17 protein-coding genes are annotated in these 16,514 nt (G+C 58.9%); 10 read left to right on the top strand and 7 right to left on the bottom strand.

Translation table 11 applies throughout. From position 1 onward, the window contains the following. The first annotated feature begins 42 nt into the window (after nt 1-42). The gene (locus tag ACR3E4_RS12270; protein WP_480530345.1) at nt 43-1,167 is read left to right on the top strand and encodes a beta-ketoacyl-ACP synthase III; all 1,125 of its coding nucleotides are present in this window, start codon (nt 43-45) and stop codon (nt 1,165-1,167) included. Nucleotides 1,168-1,312: 145 nt separating this feature from the next. Beyond that, entirely contained in the window at nt 1,313-1,957 is a 645-nt protein-coding gene (locus ACR3E4_RS12265; RefSeq protein WP_480530347.1) for a hypothetical protein, read from the top strand. An 87-nt stretch (nt 1,958-2,044) separates the two neighbouring features. Here the strand turns inward: ACR3E4_RS12265 and ACR3E4_RS12260 are convergent, their stop codons facing one another. After that, complete coding sequence (locus ACR3E4_RS12260; RefSeq protein WP_480530349.1) at nt 2,045-2,506, bottom strand: hypothetical protein; 462 nt, start codon at nt 2,504-2,506, stop codon at nt 2,045-2,047. A 359-nt stretch (nt 2,507-2,865) separates the two neighbouring features. Here ACR3E4_RS12260 and ACR3E4_RS12255 point away from each other — a divergent pair, with 359 nt between their 5' ends. Continuing rightward, nucleotides 2,866-3,444, top strand: coding sequence for a thymidine kinase (locus ACR3E4_RS12255; protein WP_480530351.1), 579 nt, complete (start codon nt 2,866-2,868; stop codon nt 3,442-3,444). On the opposite strand, the gene ACR3E4_RS12250 is transcribed toward ACR3E4_RS12255, so the two are convergent. The 5 genes from ACR3E4_RS12250 to ACR3E4_RS12230 form a co-directional block, all read right to left on the bottom strand. Continuing rightward, nucleotides 3,441-4,391 carry a 2-hydroxyacid dehydrogenase gene (locus tag ACR3E4_RS12250; RefSeq protein WP_480530353.1) on the bottom strand — a complete coding sequence of 317 codons (951 nt, stop codon included), beginning with the start codon at nt 4,389-4,391 and terminating at the stop codon, nt 3,441-3,443. The two genes, ACR3E4_RS12255 and ACR3E4_RS12250, sit on opposite strands and share 4 nt — an antisense overlap. Beyond that, a complete protein-coding gene (locus ACR3E4_RS12245) occupies nt 4,391-4,729 on the bottom strand; it encodes a tRNA-binding protein (RefSeq protein WP_480530355.1) in 339 nt (112 codons plus the stop codon). The genes ACR3E4_RS12250 and ACR3E4_RS12245 overlap by 1 nt, the downstream gene beginning before the upstream one ends. After that, entirely contained in the window at nt 4,722-5,537 is an 816-nt protein-coding gene (gene proC, locus ACR3E4_RS12240) for a pyrroline-5-carboxylate reductase (RefSeq protein ID WP_480530357.1), read from the bottom strand. Before proC ends, ACR3E4_RS12245 begins: the two co-directional genes overlap by 8 nt. Before the next feature lie 36 nt (nt 5,538-5,573). Then, the gene (locus tag ACR3E4_RS12235; RefSeq protein ID WP_480530359.1) at nt 5,574-6,074 is read right to left on the bottom strand and encodes a type III secretion system chaperone family protein; all 501 of its coding nucleotides are present in this window, start codon (nt 6,072-6,074) and stop codon (nt 5,574-5,576) included. 314 nt (nt 6,075-6,388) lie between these two features. Next, complete coding sequence (locus ACR3E4_RS12230) at nt 6,389-6,637, bottom strand: accessory factor UbiK family protein (protein WP_010441801.1); 249 nt, start codon at nt 6,635-6,637, stop codon at nt 6,389-6,391. A 97-nt stretch (nt 6,638-6,734) separates the two neighbouring features. Here ACR3E4_RS12230 and lgt point away from each other — a divergent pair, with 97 nt between their 5' ends. The 4 genes from lgt to ACR3E4_RS12210 all read left to right on the top strand — a co-directional run bounded on the left by lgt (nt 6,735) and on the right by ACR3E4_RS12210 (nt 10,951). Continuing rightward, on the top strand, nt 6,735-7,619 hold the full coding sequence (gene lgt, locus ACR3E4_RS12225; RefSeq protein WP_480530361.1) for a prolipoprotein diacylglyceryl transferase: 885 nt from the start codon (nt 6,735-6,737) through the stop codon (nt 7,617-7,619). Next, nucleotides 7,616-8,683: a class I SAM-dependent methyltransferase gene (locus ACR3E4_RS12220; protein ID WP_480530363.1), complete on the top strand. Its 1,068-nt coding sequence runs from the start codon at nt 7,616-7,618 to the stop codon at nt 8,681-8,683. The genes lgt and ACR3E4_RS12220 overlap by 4 nt, the downstream gene beginning before the upstream one ends. After that, on the top strand, nt 8,680-9,438 hold the full coding sequence (gene pgeF, locus ACR3E4_RS12215) for a peptidoglycan editing factor PgeF (RefSeq protein WP_480530365.1): 759 nt from the start codon (nt 8,680-8,682) through the stop codon (nt 9,436-9,438). The genes ACR3E4_RS12220 and pgeF overlap by 4 nt, the downstream gene beginning before the upstream one ends. Before the next feature lie 730 nt (nt 9,439-10,168). Then, nucleotides 10,169-10,951 carry a Hint domain-containing protein gene (locus ACR3E4_RS12210; RefSeq protein ID WP_480530367.1) on the top strand — a complete coding sequence of 261 codons (783 nt, stop codon included), beginning with the start codon at nt 10,169-10,171 and terminating at the stop codon, nt 10,949-10,951. A gap of 118 nt (nt 10,952-11,069) precedes the next feature. Here ACR3E4_RS12210 and ACR3E4_RS12205 read toward each other — a convergent pair whose 3' ends face one another. Continuing rightward, nucleotides 11,070-11,570, bottom strand: coding sequence for an Lrp/AsnC family transcriptional regulator (locus tag ACR3E4_RS12205; protein ID WP_480530369.1), 501 nt, complete (start codon nt 11,568-11,570; stop codon nt 11,070-11,072). A 227-nt stretch (nt 11,571-11,797) separates the two neighbouring features. Here ACR3E4_RS12205 and trxB point away from each other — a divergent pair, with 227 nt between their 5' ends. From trxB to ACR3E4_RS12190, 3 genes are all read left to right on the top strand, one after another. Further along, nucleotides 11,798-12,739 carry a thioredoxin-disulfide reductase gene (trxB, locus tag ACR3E4_RS12200; protein ID WP_480530372.1) on the top strand — a complete coding sequence of 314 codons (942 nt, stop codon included), beginning with the start codon at nt 11,798-11,800 and terminating at the stop codon, nt 12,737-12,739. A 123-nt stretch (nt 12,740-12,862) separates the two neighbouring features. Further along, nucleotides 12,863-14,548 carry an adenylate/guanylate cyclase domain-containing protein gene (locus ACR3E4_RS12195; protein ID WP_480530374.1) on the top strand — a complete coding sequence of 562 codons (1,686 nt, stop codon included), beginning with the start codon at nt 12,863-12,865 and terminating at the stop codon, nt 14,546-14,548. A 201-nt stretch (nt 14,549-14,749) separates the two neighbouring features. After that, nucleotides 14,750-16,468 (top strand): bifunctional sulfate adenylyltransferase/adenylylsulfate kinase, encoded by a 1,719-nt coding sequence (locus ACR3E4_RS12190; RefSeq protein WP_480530376.1) that lies wholly within the window; start codon nt 14,750-14,752, stop codon nt 16,466-16,468. Nucleotides 16,469-16,514: the final 46 nt, after the last annotated feature.

The raw sequence follows: 16,514 nt of genomic DNA, 5'->3' as shown, positions 1-16,514 counted from the left end.
CAGGGGCTGCATTTTGTGCAGATCATGAACTCAGGACCCGCCATGTACACCCCTGCCATCACCGGAACCGGTGTCTATACGCCCGAGAACGTCATCACTAATGCTGAACTGGTCGAAGCATTCAACGCCTATGTCGACCGGATGAACGCCGAGAATGCCGAAGCGATTGCAGCAGGTGAGATGGAACCGATGCAGCATTCTTCGGAAGAGTTCATCGTCAAGGCGTCGGGGATCGAGAACCGGTATGTGATGGACAAGACCGGTGTGCTGAACCCCGAGATCATGCACCCTTCGCTGCGCCAACGCAGTGACGACGAGCCGGGGATCATGACCGAGATGGCGGTGGATGCCTGCCGCAAAGCGCTGGCGCAGGCTGGACGGGGCGCCGAGGATGTCGATCTGGTGATCTGCGCGGCGTCGAACCACGAACGGGCCTATCCGGCGGTTGCCATCGAAATTCAACAGGCTTTGGGGATTGATGGGTTCGGGTTTGACATGAACGTGGCCTGTTCTTCGGCCACTTTCGGCATTCAGGCGGCTGCGGACATGGTGCGCTCGGGCTCGGTCCGGGCGGCGCTGGTGGTGAACCCCGAGATCTGCTCGGGCCATCTGGAATGGCGCGACCGGGATTGTCACTTCATCTTTGGAGACGTGGCCACCGCGACGCTGATCGAACGTCTGGACGACGCCAAAGGCCCGCATTTCGAGATCGTCTCGACCCGTTGCGCCACGTCCTTTTCCAACAACATTCGCAATAATAACGGCTTCCTGCGCCGGTCACGGCCGGATGGAGTCGTTGACCGCCGCGATATGCAGTTCATGCAGAACGGCCGTAAGGTGTTCAAAGAAGTCCTGCCGATGGTCAGCAAGCATATCAGCGACCATATGGAGGCCGAGGGTATCAACAGCGATGACCTGAAACGGCTCTGGCTGCATCAGGCCAACAAGACGATGAATGATTTCATCGGCAAAAAAGTTCTGGGCCGCGAACCGGAACCGGGCGAACAACCCAACATTCTGCAAGACTATGCCAATACATCCTCGGCCGGGTCGATTATTGCCTTTTCCAAGCATTCGGATGATCTGAGCGACGGCGATGTCGGGCTGATCTGTTCCTTTGGCGCGGGGTATTCGGTGGGCTCGGTGATCGTCAAGCGACACGGCTGATACGGCCCCGACCGCCTTAAGAATTCTTCAGGCAGGCACAACCGCTCCTTTATCTGCAGGCCCCACATCACCACAGGATGCCCCGTGCATTCATGTGATGTAGCCGAAGGAGCACCCTGTTATGCAACGCAATTCACGAGTTGGAATGGCCGCACTTGTCGCCGCGCCGTTCTTTGGGTTCATGGCGACTGGAGCCGCGTTGGCCGAACCGCAAATCTGTACCGTCAATACGGCGCGGGCGTCAGCGAATACAGCAGATTATGATACGTTATGCGGATGTTCGAAGGTGACGCCCGGTTTCGTTTCCTATCTGCAGAAACGGTCTGATTTTGAATCCATTCTGCAGAACACTTCGACGCAATGTGCCGGACTGGCCAATCTTCTGACCGACTTGCCGACTGCATCGATTTCAAACGCAAGTTCAGGCGAGAGCCGCAACAGCGATCCGTCAAGCGGCACCACCGGATCAGGCAGCGGAAACACTGGCAATTCCGGCGGAGGTGGTCCCAACGATGGGGACAATCCCGGTAATGACGATGGGCCGGGTGATGGGGGCGGCCCAGGTGACGGAAGTGGCCCGGGCGATGGAAGTGATAAGCCCGGCGACGGAGGCGGCAAACCCGGTGACGGCGGCTCGGGCGGTGACAAACCCGGCAAAGGTGGCGGTAAAGGCGGTCAGGGTGGTGACAAGCCCGGCAAAGGTGGCGGTAAAGGCGGTCAGGGTGGTGACAAGCCCGGCAAGGGTGGTCACGGCAGCGACAAGCCCGGCAAAGGCGGCGGCAAGAAATAGTGCGTGCGATGTAACTGCGCCAATCACAAGGCTGAGCGGGGCTGCTTATGTGGCTCGGCTCGGCGCGTGGTTCGAATCCCGCCGCTCTTAGCTGACGCTTTCCTCTTCCAGATGCAGCTTCATCTCGATCAGAACCTGCTGCAGCATGCTGGTTTCTTTCAGCAGGCGCTTGGCCTCGTTCACGGTGATGATGCCGTCCTCGATCGCCGACTGATATTCGGTCATCAGCATTGCAAAGCGCTGGCTCAGCGCGATGACGTCTGAATTCACGCCGCCCGTGCGTGGGCTTTCCGAGTTGCGTCCATCATAAGACAGCGTGATGTTCTTCAAATCCGCCAATGCGGCGGTGACATGCGGATAGGCTGCCGCATTCTCCAGCCGCGCGACGGCGTCGACTGGCATGAACCGATCCGAGTGTTCGGCATTGTCGGAATAGTAACGCCCCAGCGTCGCCTTGGATTTTCCCGTGATCTCACACGCGGCTTCGATCCCGACATCCTTCACCAATGCCTCGGTATGCTTCTTCAGATAGGCCCCGATATCTGCCATTTTGCTACCCTTGTTACCTGCGCTCCCTGCCCCCCTGTCTGTCCTTGCCGGGGGAAAGGGTAGGGAAATTTCCCATATTCGAGTCAAAATTGAAATGCCATAAATTAACTATCCCTCAGATATGCAGGGATTTTGTGAGTGAGTGGCGGCCGTTCGTGCCGGTAAAGAGTTTATGCAAGGCAACATTATTAGCCTTGTTCGTTAAGGCCGCATGTAGGCCGACGACGCCGCTGTTGAGGGCGCGGGGTTATCCATCCCCAAGAGCATCTGCTCGGCCTCGGCAGCCGCAACGGCGGCGTCACTTTGATTTGCGTATTGATGGGCTTGCCCCGGCAGAGTGCGGGAATTAGACCGTCGCCATGGCAAAGCTCTATTTCAACTATTCCACCATGAATGCGGGCAAATCGACCGTATTGCTGCAAGCCTCGCACAATTACCGCGAGCGCGGCATGGATACCTATCTTATGACCGCGCATATTGACGGGCGCGCCGGTGCGGGACGAATAGCGTCGCGGATCGGTATCTCGGAACAGGCTGATACGTTTCGCCCCGAGGATGATGTTTTTGCCATGATCGAAAACCGCCTGAACCAGGGTCCGGTTGCCTGTGTCTTCATCGACGAAGCACAGTTCCTGTCCGAGGATCAGGTCTGGCAACTGGCCCGGGCTGTGGATGATCTGAAGGTCCCGGTGCTGGCCTATGGGCTGCGTGTGGATTTTCAGGGCAAGCTGTTCCCCGGTTCCGCCGCCCTGCTGGCGCTGGCCGATGAAATGCGCGAGGTTCGCACCATCTGCAAATGCGGCCGCAAGGCGACCATGGTGATTCGTCAGGATGACAGCGGCAACACCATCACCGAAGGGGCGCAAGTCCAGATCGGTGGGAACGAAACCTATGTCTCGCTCTGCCGCAAACACTGGCGCGAGGCGGTGGGCGCCTAAACCGGGTTGGGCAGGTCCCGCCCGGCCACGAAGGCTGCGACATTGTCCAGCGCCATATGCCCCATATCGCTGCGCACTTCCTCGGTTGCCGTGCCCAGATGGGGCAGCAGCGTGACATTCTGCATGTCGATCAAAGCTTGCGGAACGGCAGGTTCGAATTCGTAGACATCCAGCCCCGCGCCTGCAATCTGGCAGGCCTGCAGTACCGCGATCAGGGCGGCCTCATCCACCACCTCTCCGCGTGCGATATTGACCAGAATGCCCTCGGGGCTCATCGCCTCCAACACCTGAGCGTTGATCAGATGCCGGGTTTCGGCCCCACCGGGAACCGCAATGACAAGGAAATCCACCGACGCGGCCAGGGTGGCCAGTTCGGGCACGTATTCAGCCGGGAAATCCAGCTGTTTGGGACTGCGGGACTGATAAGCGACACTCATGCCGAAACCGAAATGGCACCGTCGGGCAATCGCCTGCCCGATGCGCCCCATGCCGACGATGCCAACACGCTTGCCGGTGACGTGATGACCCAGCATCTGCGTCGGATGCCAGCCCTGCCATTGGGCAGCGCGCACCAGCCGCTCGCCCTCGCCCGCACGGCGGGCAGTCGACAGCAGCAGAATCATGGCGATGTCGGCAGTGGCATCGGTCACCGCGCCGGGCGTGTTGGTGACCGCGATGCCAGCCGCCCGCGCGGCAGCCACGTCGATATGATTGTAGCCGACACCGAAATTTGCCAACAGCTTGCAGCGTGGCGACGGCGCCTGCGCAAAGACCTGTGCCGAAAAGAGATCCCCCAGCGTGGGAACAACCACGTCGAATTCGGTCAGTGCGCGGTGCATCTCATCCGCTGTCAGAGGCAGAGTCTCGCTGCGGATTTCCACGTCGAACTCGGCACGCGCCCGGGCTTCAACCGCCGGGGTCATGGGGCGGGCAATCAGCAGCTTCATCAGTGCATCCGTCCGCCAACGGGAACTTCACCATCGGGTCCGATCAGAACGATTTCCCCGTGTTCATCGGGCAGCCCCAGAACCAGCACCTCGGACATGAACTTGCCAATCTGGCGCGGCGGGAAATTCACCACCGCCATCACCTGTTTACCCACCAAAGCCGAAGGATCGTAATGCGCGGTGATCTGGGCCGAGGTCTTACGCTCGCCAATCTCATCCCCAAAGTCTATCCACATCTTGATCGCGGGCTTGCGGGCCTCGGGGTAAGGTTCAGCGCGGGTGACTTCTCCGACGCGAATATCGACCTTGAGAAAATCGTCAAATGTAATCTCACTCACGAGACAGCTCCTTGGATCGGTCGGTTGCGGCTTTGACCGCGCGGTGCAGCAGGTCGGGAAAACCTTGTTCTTCGTGCATCAACACCTCAAGCGCAGCCTGAGTGGTGCCGTTGGGAGACGTGACATTGACCCGCAGCTGCGATGGATCTTCCTCGGCCGCCATCGCCAAAGCCCCTGCCCCGGCCACAGTGGATTTGGCCAGTTTCATCGCCAGATCATGCGGCAAACCCTGCGCTTGCCCGGCTGCGGCCAGTGTTTCGATCAGGTGGAAGACATAGGCCGGGCCCGAACCGCTGAGGCCGGTAACCGCGTCCATTTGCGCTTCGTCCTCCAGCCGGACGGTCTCGCCAATGGCCGAGAGCAGGTTTTCGGCCAGTGCCACGTCTTCCTCTGACGCGACGGAATTCCCGATGAGCGCAGTGATCCCCTGACGGATCGCTGCAGGAGTGTTCGGCATGGCGCGCACGATCGGGGTGGCTTCGCCCAGCACCTTTTCAAAGGTGGCAATCGAGGTGCCCGCGGCAACCGAGATAAACAGGCTGCTGCCGTCGCCAAGCGCTTTGATCGCTGGCAGGGCCTCTCCCATCATCTGCGGCTTGACCGCGACCAGAACCACGGCGGGCGCTTCGGGCAACGGTGTGTTGATGTTGACGCCCTGCGCCTTCAGCCAATCCGAGGGATAGGGATCAATGACCCAGACCGAAGATGCAGGAAGGCCATGCTCGAGCCACCCGGCGAGCATGGCAGATCCCATCTTGCCGCATCCCAGAAGCACCAGCCCCTGCTCGGCGACGCGTGACATGTCCATGATTGCCCCTCCCCTTATCCGGTTTGGGGCAAAGCTTTACGCGCGGCCGTAGGCCTCTGCAATGGCGACTTGCATCGCCTCTTCGGGGTCGCGGTTGCCCCAGGTGACCAACTGGATCGCGGGGTAATAGCGTTCGGCGCTCAGCACCGCGGCGTTGATCATGGTGTCAATCTGTTCGGCGCTGGCCATCTGCCCCCCGGCCAGAACCAGACCATAGCGATAAACCATCAGCTTCTGATTGGCCCAATAGGTGAACGCCCCGGCCCAGCACTGATCGTTCATCTTGTTCAGCAACTCATAAAGCTGCGATTCGCGCTCGGACGGCGGCTCCATTTCAAACGAGCACACCATGCGCAGCGTTTCGTCATAGTTCGACCAGGCCAATGTGATCGAGTATGTGCGCCACTGCCCTTCGACAGCCATGGCAATCTGATCATCCCCGATCCGGTCAAAATCCCAGTCGTGATGTTCGGCAAGATGTTCAACAATGTCGATCGGATGAAGGTCTTCTTCGAGATACTGCTCGGAAAGGGCCATAATGCCACCTCACTAATCTCTAGCATTTTGGGGCTGGCAGCGCCCCAGCGCTAGTTGCCTGCTCTACAAGCCGGGCTTCCCCAGTCTGTCTGTACTAGATATGGTGCGCCGCACGCAGAGTTCTGGCAACCCTATTTATTGGGGATAACAGCAATAAGTTGTGGACAGTCGGCAACGTCGATCAAAATATTGGCGTTTGATGCAGCTTTACCTTGATTAAGCCGTGCAAAGCGGCAAAATACACAACACCGCACAATCCAGGTCAGGATTGCGCGGCGTATGCCTTTACCCAAAATTTTATTTTATTGCGAAGGTTACTTATCCAGCTTCGCCTCAAGCGCGGCGATACGCTGTTCCAAAGCAGCGTTTTCCTCTCGCGCCTTTTGCGCCATGGCGCGCACGGCGTCGAATTCTTCGCGGGTGACAAAGTCGCGGTCGGCCAGCCACCGATCCATCATCGACTTCATCGCATTTTCCGCCTCTTCCCGCGCGCCTTGCGCCACGCCCATGGCGTTGGTCATAAGCTGAGACATATCGTCCAAAATCTTGTTGCGGGTTTGCATGGGCTTTCTCCGATTACACGATTGCCCCCTATATGGGTAAAGAATGGCGCGGGCTCAAGGTTGACTTGCCCCGCAAACCCCGGGCAATGAGACGCACATGCAGGCTGTTCTGAATTTCCCCGATCTGTCCCCTGAACTGTTCTCGATCTCACTGTTCGGGATGGAGTTCGCGCTGCGGTGGTATGCGCTGGCCTATATTGTCGGCATTCTGATCGCGTGGCGCATGGCGTCAATGGCGTTGCGCAGGCCCACGCTTTGGCCCGGCCAAACTCCACCAATGAAACCCGATCAGCTTGAGGATCTGGTCACCTGGATCATTCTGGGTGTGATACTGGGCGGGCGGCTGGGCTTTGTGCTTTTTTACCAGCCTGCCTATTACCTGTCGCATCCGCTTGAGATTCTGATGGTCTGGCAAGGCGGCATGGCCTTCCATGGCGGATTGCTGGGCGTAGTGATCGCCACATATCTCTATGGCATGCGGCATCAGATTCCCATTCTGTCACTTGCAGATATGGTCGCCCATACGGTGCCGCCCGGCCTTTTGCTGGGACGACTGGCGAACTACACCAATGCCGAGCTTTGGGGCCGCCCCAGCGATGTTCCTTGGGCAGTGATCTTTCCGGGCGCTGCCGCGCAGGACTGTCCCGATGTGGTTGGGCTGTGCGCCCGTCACCCCTCGCAGCTTTATGAGGCTGCGCTTGAGGGGCTGGTACTGGGTGCCGTACTGATCTGGTTGGCCTATCGACGCGGCGCATTTCAGAAGCCCGGATTGATCATGGGGCTCTTTCTCGCCGGCTATGGCGCGTCGCGGTTCGTGGTTGAGTTCTTTCGCCAGCCTGACGCGCAATTCGTGTCACCCGGCAACCCGCTGGGGCTGGCATGGCATGTGGGCGGATACGGGCTGACCATGGGGCAGTTGCTGTGCCTACCGATGATCGCGCTTGGCCTGTGGTTTGTCCTCCGCGCCCGGCGCACGGCATGAGACTGACAGACCATTTGCTGGCGCGCATCGAATCCGATGGTCCGATGACCATCGCCGACTATATGGCCGAATGCCTGCTGCATCCGGTCCACGGGTATTACAGCACCAGAGATCCATTTGGCGAACGCGGCGACTTCATCACTGCCCCGGAAATCAGCCAGATGTTCGGAGAGCTGATCGGCCTGGCGCTGGCGCAGTGTTGGCTGGATCAGGGTCAACCCGATCCTTTTGTCCTGGTCGAGCTTGGCCCCGGTCGCGGGACGCTGATGGCTGATATCCTGCGCGCCACACGGCAGGTTCCCGGGTTTCACGCTGCGGCACGGATCACATTGCTCGAAGCCTCGCCTACCCTGCGCAAGGTACAGGCCGAAACCCTGAAGGCCTTTGCCCCCGAATGGATCGACAGCATCGCCGATCTGCCCGACTGGCCCCTGTTTCTGGTCGCGAACGAGTTCTTCGACGCGCTGCCCATCCGCCAGTTCCTGCGCGACGGCGATGCATGGCGCGAGCGGTTGGTTGGCAACGAGAATGGCGCGCTGGCTTTCGGCCTTGGCGCTCAATCGGCGCAACCGGCGCTGAACGACCGCCTGACCGACACAAAGGATGGGGATCTAGTCGAGCTTTGCTCCGCTTCCGTCCCGATTCTTAGTGTCATTGCCGCTCAGATCACCCGTAATGGCGGGGCGGCGCTGATCATCGACTATGGCGACTGGCGCTCGCTGGGTGATACGCTGCAGGCGGTGCGAAACCATAAGGCCACCGACCCGCTTGAAACTCCGGGTCAGGCCGACCTGACGGCGCATGTGGATTTCGAGCCATTGGCCCTGACCGCCCGCGCCGCCGGGTGCGCGCATACCCGTTTGACGCCACAAGGCGTGTTTCTGGAACGGCTTGGCATCACCGCACGGGCACAATCCCTGGCGGCAACGCTCAGCGGGCCTCAGCTTGAGACGTTGATTGCCGCACATCGACGGTTGACGCATCCCGATGAAATGGGAAACCTGTTCAAAGTGATGGGCCTTTACCCGCCCGATGCCACGCCACCACCGGGACTGGAAACATGACGCTGGAAATTCTGACATCCGAGACGCTGTCCCCCATCCGGCATGGGTTTTTCAGCCGCCGTGGCGGGGCGTCTTCAGGCATCTTTTCAGGACTGAATTGCGGCACCGGTTCGTCGGATCTGGCCGAAGTGGTAGCCCTGAATCGCAAACGCGTGGCAGACGCAATGGATGTGACGCCCGATGCGATGATTGGCGTGCATCAGGTACATTCGCCCATCGTGATAACGGTCGACGGTCCGCTTGCGGGTGACAAGCCCAAAGCGGATGCCGTGGTCACCGCAACGCCCGGCCTGGCCCTGACGATTCTGACCGCAGATTGCCAACCCGTTCTGTTTGCCGATCCTGACGCAAAAGTGATTGGTGCGGCACATGCCGGATGGCGCGGTGCATTGGACGGCGTTCTTGAGGCCACTTTGGACGCAATGGAAGCCCTCGGCGCGAATCGTGAAAACACGATCGCAGTGATCGGCCCGACGATTTCTCAATATGCTTATGAAGTGGGACCAGAGTTTCTGGATAACTTCATGGCCGATGCGCCCGAAAACACACGTTTCTTCGCAAATGGGCAAGCTGACCGGCTGCATTTCGACCTGCCTGCCTTCGGCCTGCATCGCCTGCGCGAGGCCGGAATCGGACACGCGGAATGGACACGCCACTGCACTTATTCCGACCCTGATCGGTTTTATTCCTACAGACGGTCAACCCATTCCGCCGAAGCCGATTATGGCCGTCTGATTTCTGCGATCAGATTGTAATCTCTGCCCGAAATAAGGCGGGATTGCCCAGCTTTTGCCACATTTGTTGTGTTTATCTGAGTCGAAATCGTCTCAAATTTTTGCCAACGCTCAGACGGTTACCGATTTTTCAGGCAACCCCGGGCTGGCAACACAATTAAAGAGGTACTTGGAACCTTCATTTTGTCCTCATTTCATCCCGGTGCAGCCTTATGAGCGCCGCAAACCAGCGTCACATTAGGTTCACTTACGGAAACCGGGGCAGCGTGCTCCATCGACGCAGGGCAATAAAATGAAATCGAAATCACGCTTTCTGAATGCCGTCTTCGAGGCGGTCAGGGAACAGGAACCTGAAATGCCCTGGAAGCGGGTTTCAAGTCACTCAGTCAGGGTCGCGCGCCGATTGGCCGCACGCCGCTGACACGAGATCACCCCACGAGACCAGCTGCCGGTCTCACAGGGCTAAGCGCGTATCGGATGTAGCTCCGGTTCGGTATGCGCGGTCGCAGAGATTATGCGGCCATGTTTCGGAGTGTGTCTGCAGCAGGCAATTGTCGCCTGCGGTTAACGAGTTTGTCTTGGGGGGTCATGAAGTTGGCCGAAATACTGCTATTTTCTCTCGCGGCGTGGTGTCTTTGCGGCGTCCAACCTGCGTTTGCCCATTTGAAAAAAGACAAAGAACAAAATCGTCCTGCGGGACTGCACGGGGGTTCTACCCGTCGGGACGTATTTTAGAGGGGACGGAATATATATGACTATTCCAAATTCACTGGCCCGCGCGGCCAGAAACGCGGTTGAAACATCTGCTCTGCTCCGCGATGCACCGCGTCCAACGACCACACCGAAGGCGCAGTTAAGGCGCTATGAAGTGAGCTCTTTGCTGAAAAACGGGGAGATTTCACAGACGCGCCACATTGCCCCGGCCCTGCCGATGTTCGAAGACGCGTTCTGCGCGTTCACACGCGGCTCGCTGGTTGAAACGTCGCAAGGCCCGATGGCAATCGAGGATTTGCTGCCCGGGGATGAAGTTCTGAACCAGGATGGATTGCCCGAGACTGTGCTCTGGAAGGGTTCGGTTACGCTGATCCCCGGTCGCGCTGACTCGCGCGGGCGCACCCGGCCATTGACGCGGATCATGGCCGATACATTTGGCATGCAGAAACCCATGTCTGGCGTGATCGCCGGGCCTGCGGCGCGGCTGCTTGGCACACCCGCCCATCTGCGTCATCTGAGCAGCGGACAACAGATGCTGACACCTGTGCACGAGTTCCAGGATGGAATGGGCGTTATCGAAACACTGCCGCCGACTCCGGTGGAATTGTTTCACATCTGCACGGCGCGCCATTCGGTCATTCGCGTCGATGGTCTGCAATTCGAGACCTACCATCCGGGCGTAAATGCGGTGCGGATGATCAGTCATTCTTTGCGTTCGATCTATTTGAATCTATTCTCTCATATCGAATCGCTGAGCGATTTCGGCCCGTTGCTGTTGCCGCGTGCCGGTGATGGTGAGATTGACGCTCTTACCGCTTAAGATGTTAATGATTACTGCAAGTGTGGGGGCATCATGCAGCTATTACTAGGATGGATATTTTACTTGGCCGTGGCGGCCCTTTTGCCGCCCTGCGCCACCGAACCAAACGCAGCCAGGATCAGGCCGACCGGTTCATCCGGTCTTCCAGCACGTCAAATGGTACGCCTGGCTCGTCTTTTGCGCCTCGGATAACAAGCGAGGTTTTGACGCTGGCCACGTTTGGCGTGGTCAGCAACTCACCCGTCAGGAACTGCTGAAAACTGCTCAGGTCGGGTGAGACGCATTTCAGAATGAAATCCACCTCGCCGTTCAGCATGTGGCATTCGCGGACCAGCGGCCATTCGCGGCATTTGTTCTCGAAGGCGCTGAGTTCGGATTCGGCCTGGCTTTCCAATCCGACCATGGCGAAGACCTGCACTTCGAACCCCAGTTCGCGGGCGTTGACCTCTGCGTGGTAGCCGCGAATAAAACCAGAATCCTCCAGCGTGCGCACCCGGCGCAAACAGGGCGGAGCCGAGATTCCAACCCGTTTGGCAAGCTCGACATTGGTCATTCGGCCATCGGCCTGCAGTTCTGCCAGAATCTTGCGATCGATTTCATCCAGCCGAGTCGTGACCATCGAATACTCCTGAAGTTTTCAGTTGTTATAGCAGCAGGTGTGGCGGGCGCAATTATATTTCACAGCCGCGCAATTTTCTTTATTCCACATGTAGGTCTAGCCATGACTATCCCAGCGAAATGCAATTCTGAATTGCAGCAGGAAGGGGCTTTAAGCGCGGCCTCACGGTCGCTATATCGATCCGCACCGGACAAAATGTCCGCCGAGGCAGATTGAGTGGGGGTACCATGGCTGAAACACGACACACCAAGGTTCTGATCATCGGATCGGGACCGGCAGGATACACTGCGGGCGTTTATGCCAGCCGCGCCATGCTGGAGCCGATTCTTGTGCAGGGGATCGAGCCGGGCGGACAGCTGACTACCACCACCGAGGTTGAGAACTGGCCCGGCGACACCGAAGTTCAGGGCCCCGATCTGATGATCCGGATGCAGGACCATGCCAAGGCGATGGGATGCGAGGTGATCGGCGATATCATCAGCGATCTTGACCTCAGCAAGCGCCCCTTCACCGCCAAAGGCGACAGCGGCACGGTCTATACCGCTGATGCGGTCATTCTGGCCACCGGCGCACGCGCCAAATGGCTGGGCCTGCCGTCGGAAGAGAAGTTCAAAGGCTTTGGCGTCTCGGCCTGTGCGACCTGTGACGGGTTCTTTTATCGCGGTCAGGAGATTGTGGTGATCGGTGGCGGCAACACAGCGGTCGAAGAGGCGCTGTTCCTGACCAATTTCGCCAGCAAGGTCACCTTGATCCATCGCCGTGATGAGTTGCGGGCCGAAAAGATTCTGCAGGACCGGCTGTTCAAGAACGAAAAGATCGTGCCGCTCTGGTTCCACGAACTGGATGAAGTTGTCGGCACCGATGCGCCGTTGGGTGTCGAAGGCGTGCGGGTCAAAAACGTGAAGACCGGCGAGATTACCGAGATCCCGTGCAAAGGCGTGTTCGTCGCCATCGGTCACGCCCCGGCGAATGAACTGGTCAAGGACACGCTGGAAACCCACATGGGTGGTTATGTGGTCACCAAGCCGGGTACGACGCAGACTTCGGTTCCGGGCGTATTCGCCGCCGGTGACCTGACCGACCACGTCTATCGTCAGGCCGTGACCAGCGCCGGTATGGGTTGCATGGCCGCGCTGGATGCAGAGCGGTTTCTGGCGGAAAACGACTGATTTGATCACGGATTTCCCCGACCCGTTTCGGGGAATTCTGCCGCCCGCTCAAACGCCCTCGCCTTGACCGCCGGGCGGTGGCGTATCAGGATCGCCTGAGCAAAGCAAAAGACGGGTGAGCCTTTGAAGAGTGCTCTTTGGCGCGGCGGATGGACAAGCCGGCTCAGGATCGCGAGCGGTCTGGTGCTGTTTGTTTTTGCGTTCTTCCATTTTATTAATATCGGCCTTGGCCTGTTCCACACCAACCTGCTGCATGGGATGCAGGACGGCCGAATTGCCGTGTCGCGACATGGTCTTGTCAGCTTACTTCTCTATGTATCCTTGTTGGTCCACGCTGGTCTTGCGCTGACCTCGATCGCGCAGCGCCGTACGTTGCGGATGCCGTTTAGCATGGCGTTGCAGGTGGTTCTTGGTCTGCTGATCCCGCTGCAACTGATCGCCCACATCGTGCATACGCGCTATGCCCACGAAATCTACGGCGTGAACGATGAGATGGGCTATATCATCATTCTGATGTGGCCCAGCACCGCAATCTGGATGCAAAGCCTGCTGTTGTTGCTGGTCTGGGTGCATGGCTGCATCGGGCTGCATATGTGGCTGCGCATGACAGATTGGTGGCGCAGGCTGGTGCCCTATCTGATCGGCGTCGCCGTGTTCGTGCCCGCCTTTGCGCTTTCTGGCGTATTGACCGAGGGCCGCCGCATCTGGACCGATTTCGCCGACCCGGACCTGCGCGAACAATATATCGAGCATTACAACTGGCCGTCCTCGGAGGCGTTTCAGAATATGTTCGCTGTTCAGAGCAATACTCTGACCGTGTTCTGGACTGCGCTTGCCCTGACCGGCATGACTTATCTGGGCCGTAAACTGTGGCGGCGGCGGCATTCAGTGCGCATTCGGTATGTAAACGGGCCCGAAGTGGTGTCGGAAAAGGGCATGACCCTGCTTGAGATGTCACATGCCAACGGTATCCCGCATACCGCACTTTGCGGCGGCAAAGGCCGCTGCACCACCTGCCGCGTGATCGTTGAACAAGGGGCCGAAAACCTGCCCCCACCCACCGAAATCGAGGCGCGAAGTTTGAAAGCCGTTGGCGCACCGGAAGGAACCCGACTAGCGTGTCAGATGCGCCCCAATGATCCCCTCACGGTATTCCGTGTCTTCCGCCCTGACGGCGCGCGCGACCGGGCACATGCCAGTCAGGGGCAAGAGCGTCAGCTGGCTGTGCTGTTCCTGGATATGCGCGGATTCACGGCGCGCACCACTGGTCAGCTTCCTTATGACATCGTCTTCCTTCTGAACCGGTTTTTCGACGCGATCGTCCCGTCGATTACGGCGCAAGGCGGTGTGGTCGATAAATATATGGGTGATGGCTTGCTGGCGATGTTCGAGACGGCCGATGCCGCAAGCTCGGCCCGCGCCGGGCTGAAGGCCGCCGCTGACATTGGACGAGCGCTGGAACGTTTCAACCAGCAGCTTCAAGCCGAAGGCAGCCAACCCGTTCGCATCGGTATGGGTCTGCATCTGGGTGATCTGGTATTGGGTGAAATCGGCGCGGCCAAGAACGCCCCCCGCACCATCATCGGCGACGCGGTGAACGTTGCCAGCCGACTTGAAAGCGAAACCAAGGCTCTGGGTGTTGAACTTCTGTTGTCTCAGGATGTTCTGCTGGCCGCTGACCTGCACTGCGATCCTCGGGATTTGCGCGACTTTCAGCTTCGCGGGGTCTCTGCGCCGATCTCAGCCCTTCCTATTGAACATGCAACTGCGCTGGAGCAACAGCTCTCGCCTCAGGAACAGATTGCCTGATTCCACTACCCGGATCAGCGATGCGGGGAAATTCCGCCGCATTCACCCTGACAAACCGGAACAGATTCCCATGCGCGGCAAAAACCACTCATATCGTCCTTTGTTTATGAGAAGCTCTGGACTTCCTCCACGGCACGGGGCACATGCCCTTGCAAATACCCCTGAAACAGAAGCACACGACACTGCGACAAGAGTTTTTCGATGACGATGCTAGCCAATCTGGCCCCGATCCCCGAATTGTATGTCTCCTACGAGTCCGCCCAGAAGCTGAAGGTGGAAGCCTCCGACCTGACCAGCCACGATCTGAGCCCGCGTCAGATCTGCGATCTGGAGCTGCTGATGAACGGCGGCTTCAACCCGCTGAAGGGCTTCCTCAGCGAAGCCGACTACGACAACGTCGTCGAGAACATGCGTCTGGCGGACGGCACACTTTGGCCGATGCCGATCACGCTGGATGTCAGCGAGGATTTCGCCGACACAATCGAACTGGGTCAAGACATCGCTCTGCGCGATCAAGAGGGTGTCATCCTCGCCACTATGACCGTCACCGACCGCTGGACCCCGGACAAGGCGCGCGAGGCCGAGAAGGTCTTCGGCGCCGATGACGATGCGCATCCGGCAGTGAACTACCTGCACAACGTGGCAGGCAAGGTCTATCTGGGCGGCCCGGTGGTCGGAATTCAGCAACCCATCCACTATGATTTCCGCGGCCGCCGCGACACGCCGAACGAATTGCGGGCCTATTTCCGCAAACTGGGCTGGCGCCGTATCGTTGCCTTCCAGACCCGTAACCCGCTGCACCGCGCACATCAGGAACTGACCTTCCGCGCCGCGAAAGAAGCGCAGGCCAACCTGCTGATCCACCCGGTCGTCGGCATGACCAAGCCGGGCGACGTCGATCACTTCACCCGCGTGCGCTGCTATGAGGCGGTGCTGGACAAATATCCCGCATCCACCACCTCAATGTCGTTGCTGAACCTGGCTATGCGCATGGCCGGCCCGCGCGAGGCGGTCTGGCACGGGCTGATCCGCGCCAACCACGGCTGCACCCATTTCATTGTGGGCCGCGATCACGCGGGCCCGGGCAAGAACTCGGCCGGTGAAGACTTCTATGGCCCCTACGATGCGCAGGATCTGTTCCGCAAATATCAAGACGAGATCGGCGTCGAGATGGTCGATTTCAAGCACATGGTCTATGTGCAGGAACGCGCGCAATACGAACCCAATGACGAGATTCTGGACAAGGACAAAGTCACCATTCTGAACATCTCGGGTACGGAATTGCGCCGCCGTCTGTCCGAAGGACTGGAAATCCCGGAATGGTTCAGCTTCCCCGAGGTTGTGGCCGAGCTGCGCAAGACCAAGCCGCCGCGTTCGCAGCAAGGCTTCACCGTGTTCTTCACCGGCTTTTCGGGCTCGGGCAAATCCACCATCGCCAACGCGCTTATGGTCAAGCTGATGGAGATGGGCGGACGTCCGGTGACTCTGTTGGATGGGGACATCGTGCGGAAAAACCTGTCGTCAGAGCTGGGTTTCTCGAAAGAACACCGCGACCTGAACATCCGCCGCATCGGCTATGTGGCCAGTGAGATCACCAAGAATGGCGGTATCGCCATCTGCGCGCCAATCGCACCTTATGCCACCACCCGCCGAGCCGTGCGCGAAGAGATCGAACAGTTCGGTGCCTTCTGCGAGGTCCATGTGGCCACCACCATCGAAGAATGCGAACGCCGTGACCGCAAAGGTTTGTATAAGCTGGCGCGAGAGGGCAAGATCAAGGAATTCACCGGCATCTCAGACCCGTATGACGTGCCAGCGAACCCCGAACTCAGCGTCGAGACCGAGAATGTCGAGGTCGACAACTGCGCCCATCAGGTGCTGCTCAAGCTCGAAAGCATGGGCCTGATCGCTGGAAACTAATTCATTGGGAATCGACAAGGCAGCCCTCGGATATCCGGGGGCTGTT

The organism is Ruegeria sp. AP11, assembly GCF_056535865.1.
This window is presented reverse-complemented; position numbering and strand designations above follow the sequence as displayed.

Excerpts from the sequence above, each read along its gene's own strand:
- pgeF (WP_480530365.1), top strand. The coding sequence starts at position 8,680 with ATGACGCTGGAAATTCTGACATCCGAGACGCTGTCCCCCATCCGGCAT.
- proC (WP_480530357.1), bottom strand. The coding sequence starts at position 5,537 with ATGGACATGTCACGCGTCGCCGAGCAGGGGCTGGTGCTTCTGGGATGC.
- ACR3E4_RS12260 (WP_480530349.1), bottom strand. The coding sequence starts at position 2,506 with ATGGCAGATATCGGGGCCTATCTGAAGAAGCATACCGAGGCATTGGTG.
- ACR3E4_RS12205 (WP_480530369.1), bottom strand. The coding sequence starts at position 11,570 with ATGGTCACGACTCGGCTGGATGAAATCGATCGCAAGATTCTGGCAGAA.
- ACR3E4_RS12255 (WP_480530351.1), top strand. The coding sequence starts at position 2,866 with ATGGCAAAGCTCTATTTCAACTATTCCACCATGAATGCGGGCAAATCG.
- lgt (WP_480530361.1), top strand. The coding sequence starts at position 6,735 with ATGCAGGCTGTTCTGAATTTCCCCGATCTGTCCCCTGAACTGTTCTCG.
- ACR3E4_RS12230 (WP_010441801.1), bottom strand. The coding sequence starts at position 6,637 with ATGCAAACCCGCAACAAGATTTTGGACGATATGTCTCAGCTTATGACC.
- ACR3E4_RS12220 (WP_480530363.1), top strand. The coding sequence starts at position 7,616 with ATGAGACTGACAGACCATTTGCTGGCGCGCATCGAATCCGATGGTCCG.
- ACR3E4_RS12190 (WP_480530376.1), top strand. The coding sequence starts at position 14,750 with ATGACGATGCTAGCCAATCTGGCCCCGATCCCCGAATTGTATGTCTCC.
- ACR3E4_RS12265 (WP_480530347.1), top strand. The coding sequence starts at position 1,313 with ATGGCCGCACTTGTCGCCGCGCCGTTCTTTGGGTTCATGGCGACTGGA.
- ACR3E4_RS12235 (WP_480530359.1), bottom strand. The coding sequence starts at position 6,074 with ATGGCCCTTTCCGAGCAGTATCTCGAAGAAGACCTTCATCCGATCGAC.
- ACR3E4_RS12270 (WP_480530345.1), top strand. The coding sequence starts at position 43 with ATGTACACCCCTGCCATCACCGGAACCGGTGTCTATACGCCCGAGAAC.
- ACR3E4_RS12210 (WP_480530367.1), top strand. The coding sequence starts at position 10,169 with ATGACTATTCCAAATTCACTGGCCCGCGCGGCCAGAAACGCGGTTGAA.
- ACR3E4_RS12250 (WP_480530353.1), bottom strand. The coding sequence starts at position 4,391 with ATGAAGCTGCTGATTGCCCGCCCCATGACCCCGGCGGTTGAAGCCCGG.
- trxB (WP_480530372.1), top strand. The coding sequence starts at position 11,798 with ATGGCTGAAACACGACACACCAAGGTTCTGATCATCGGATCGGGACCG.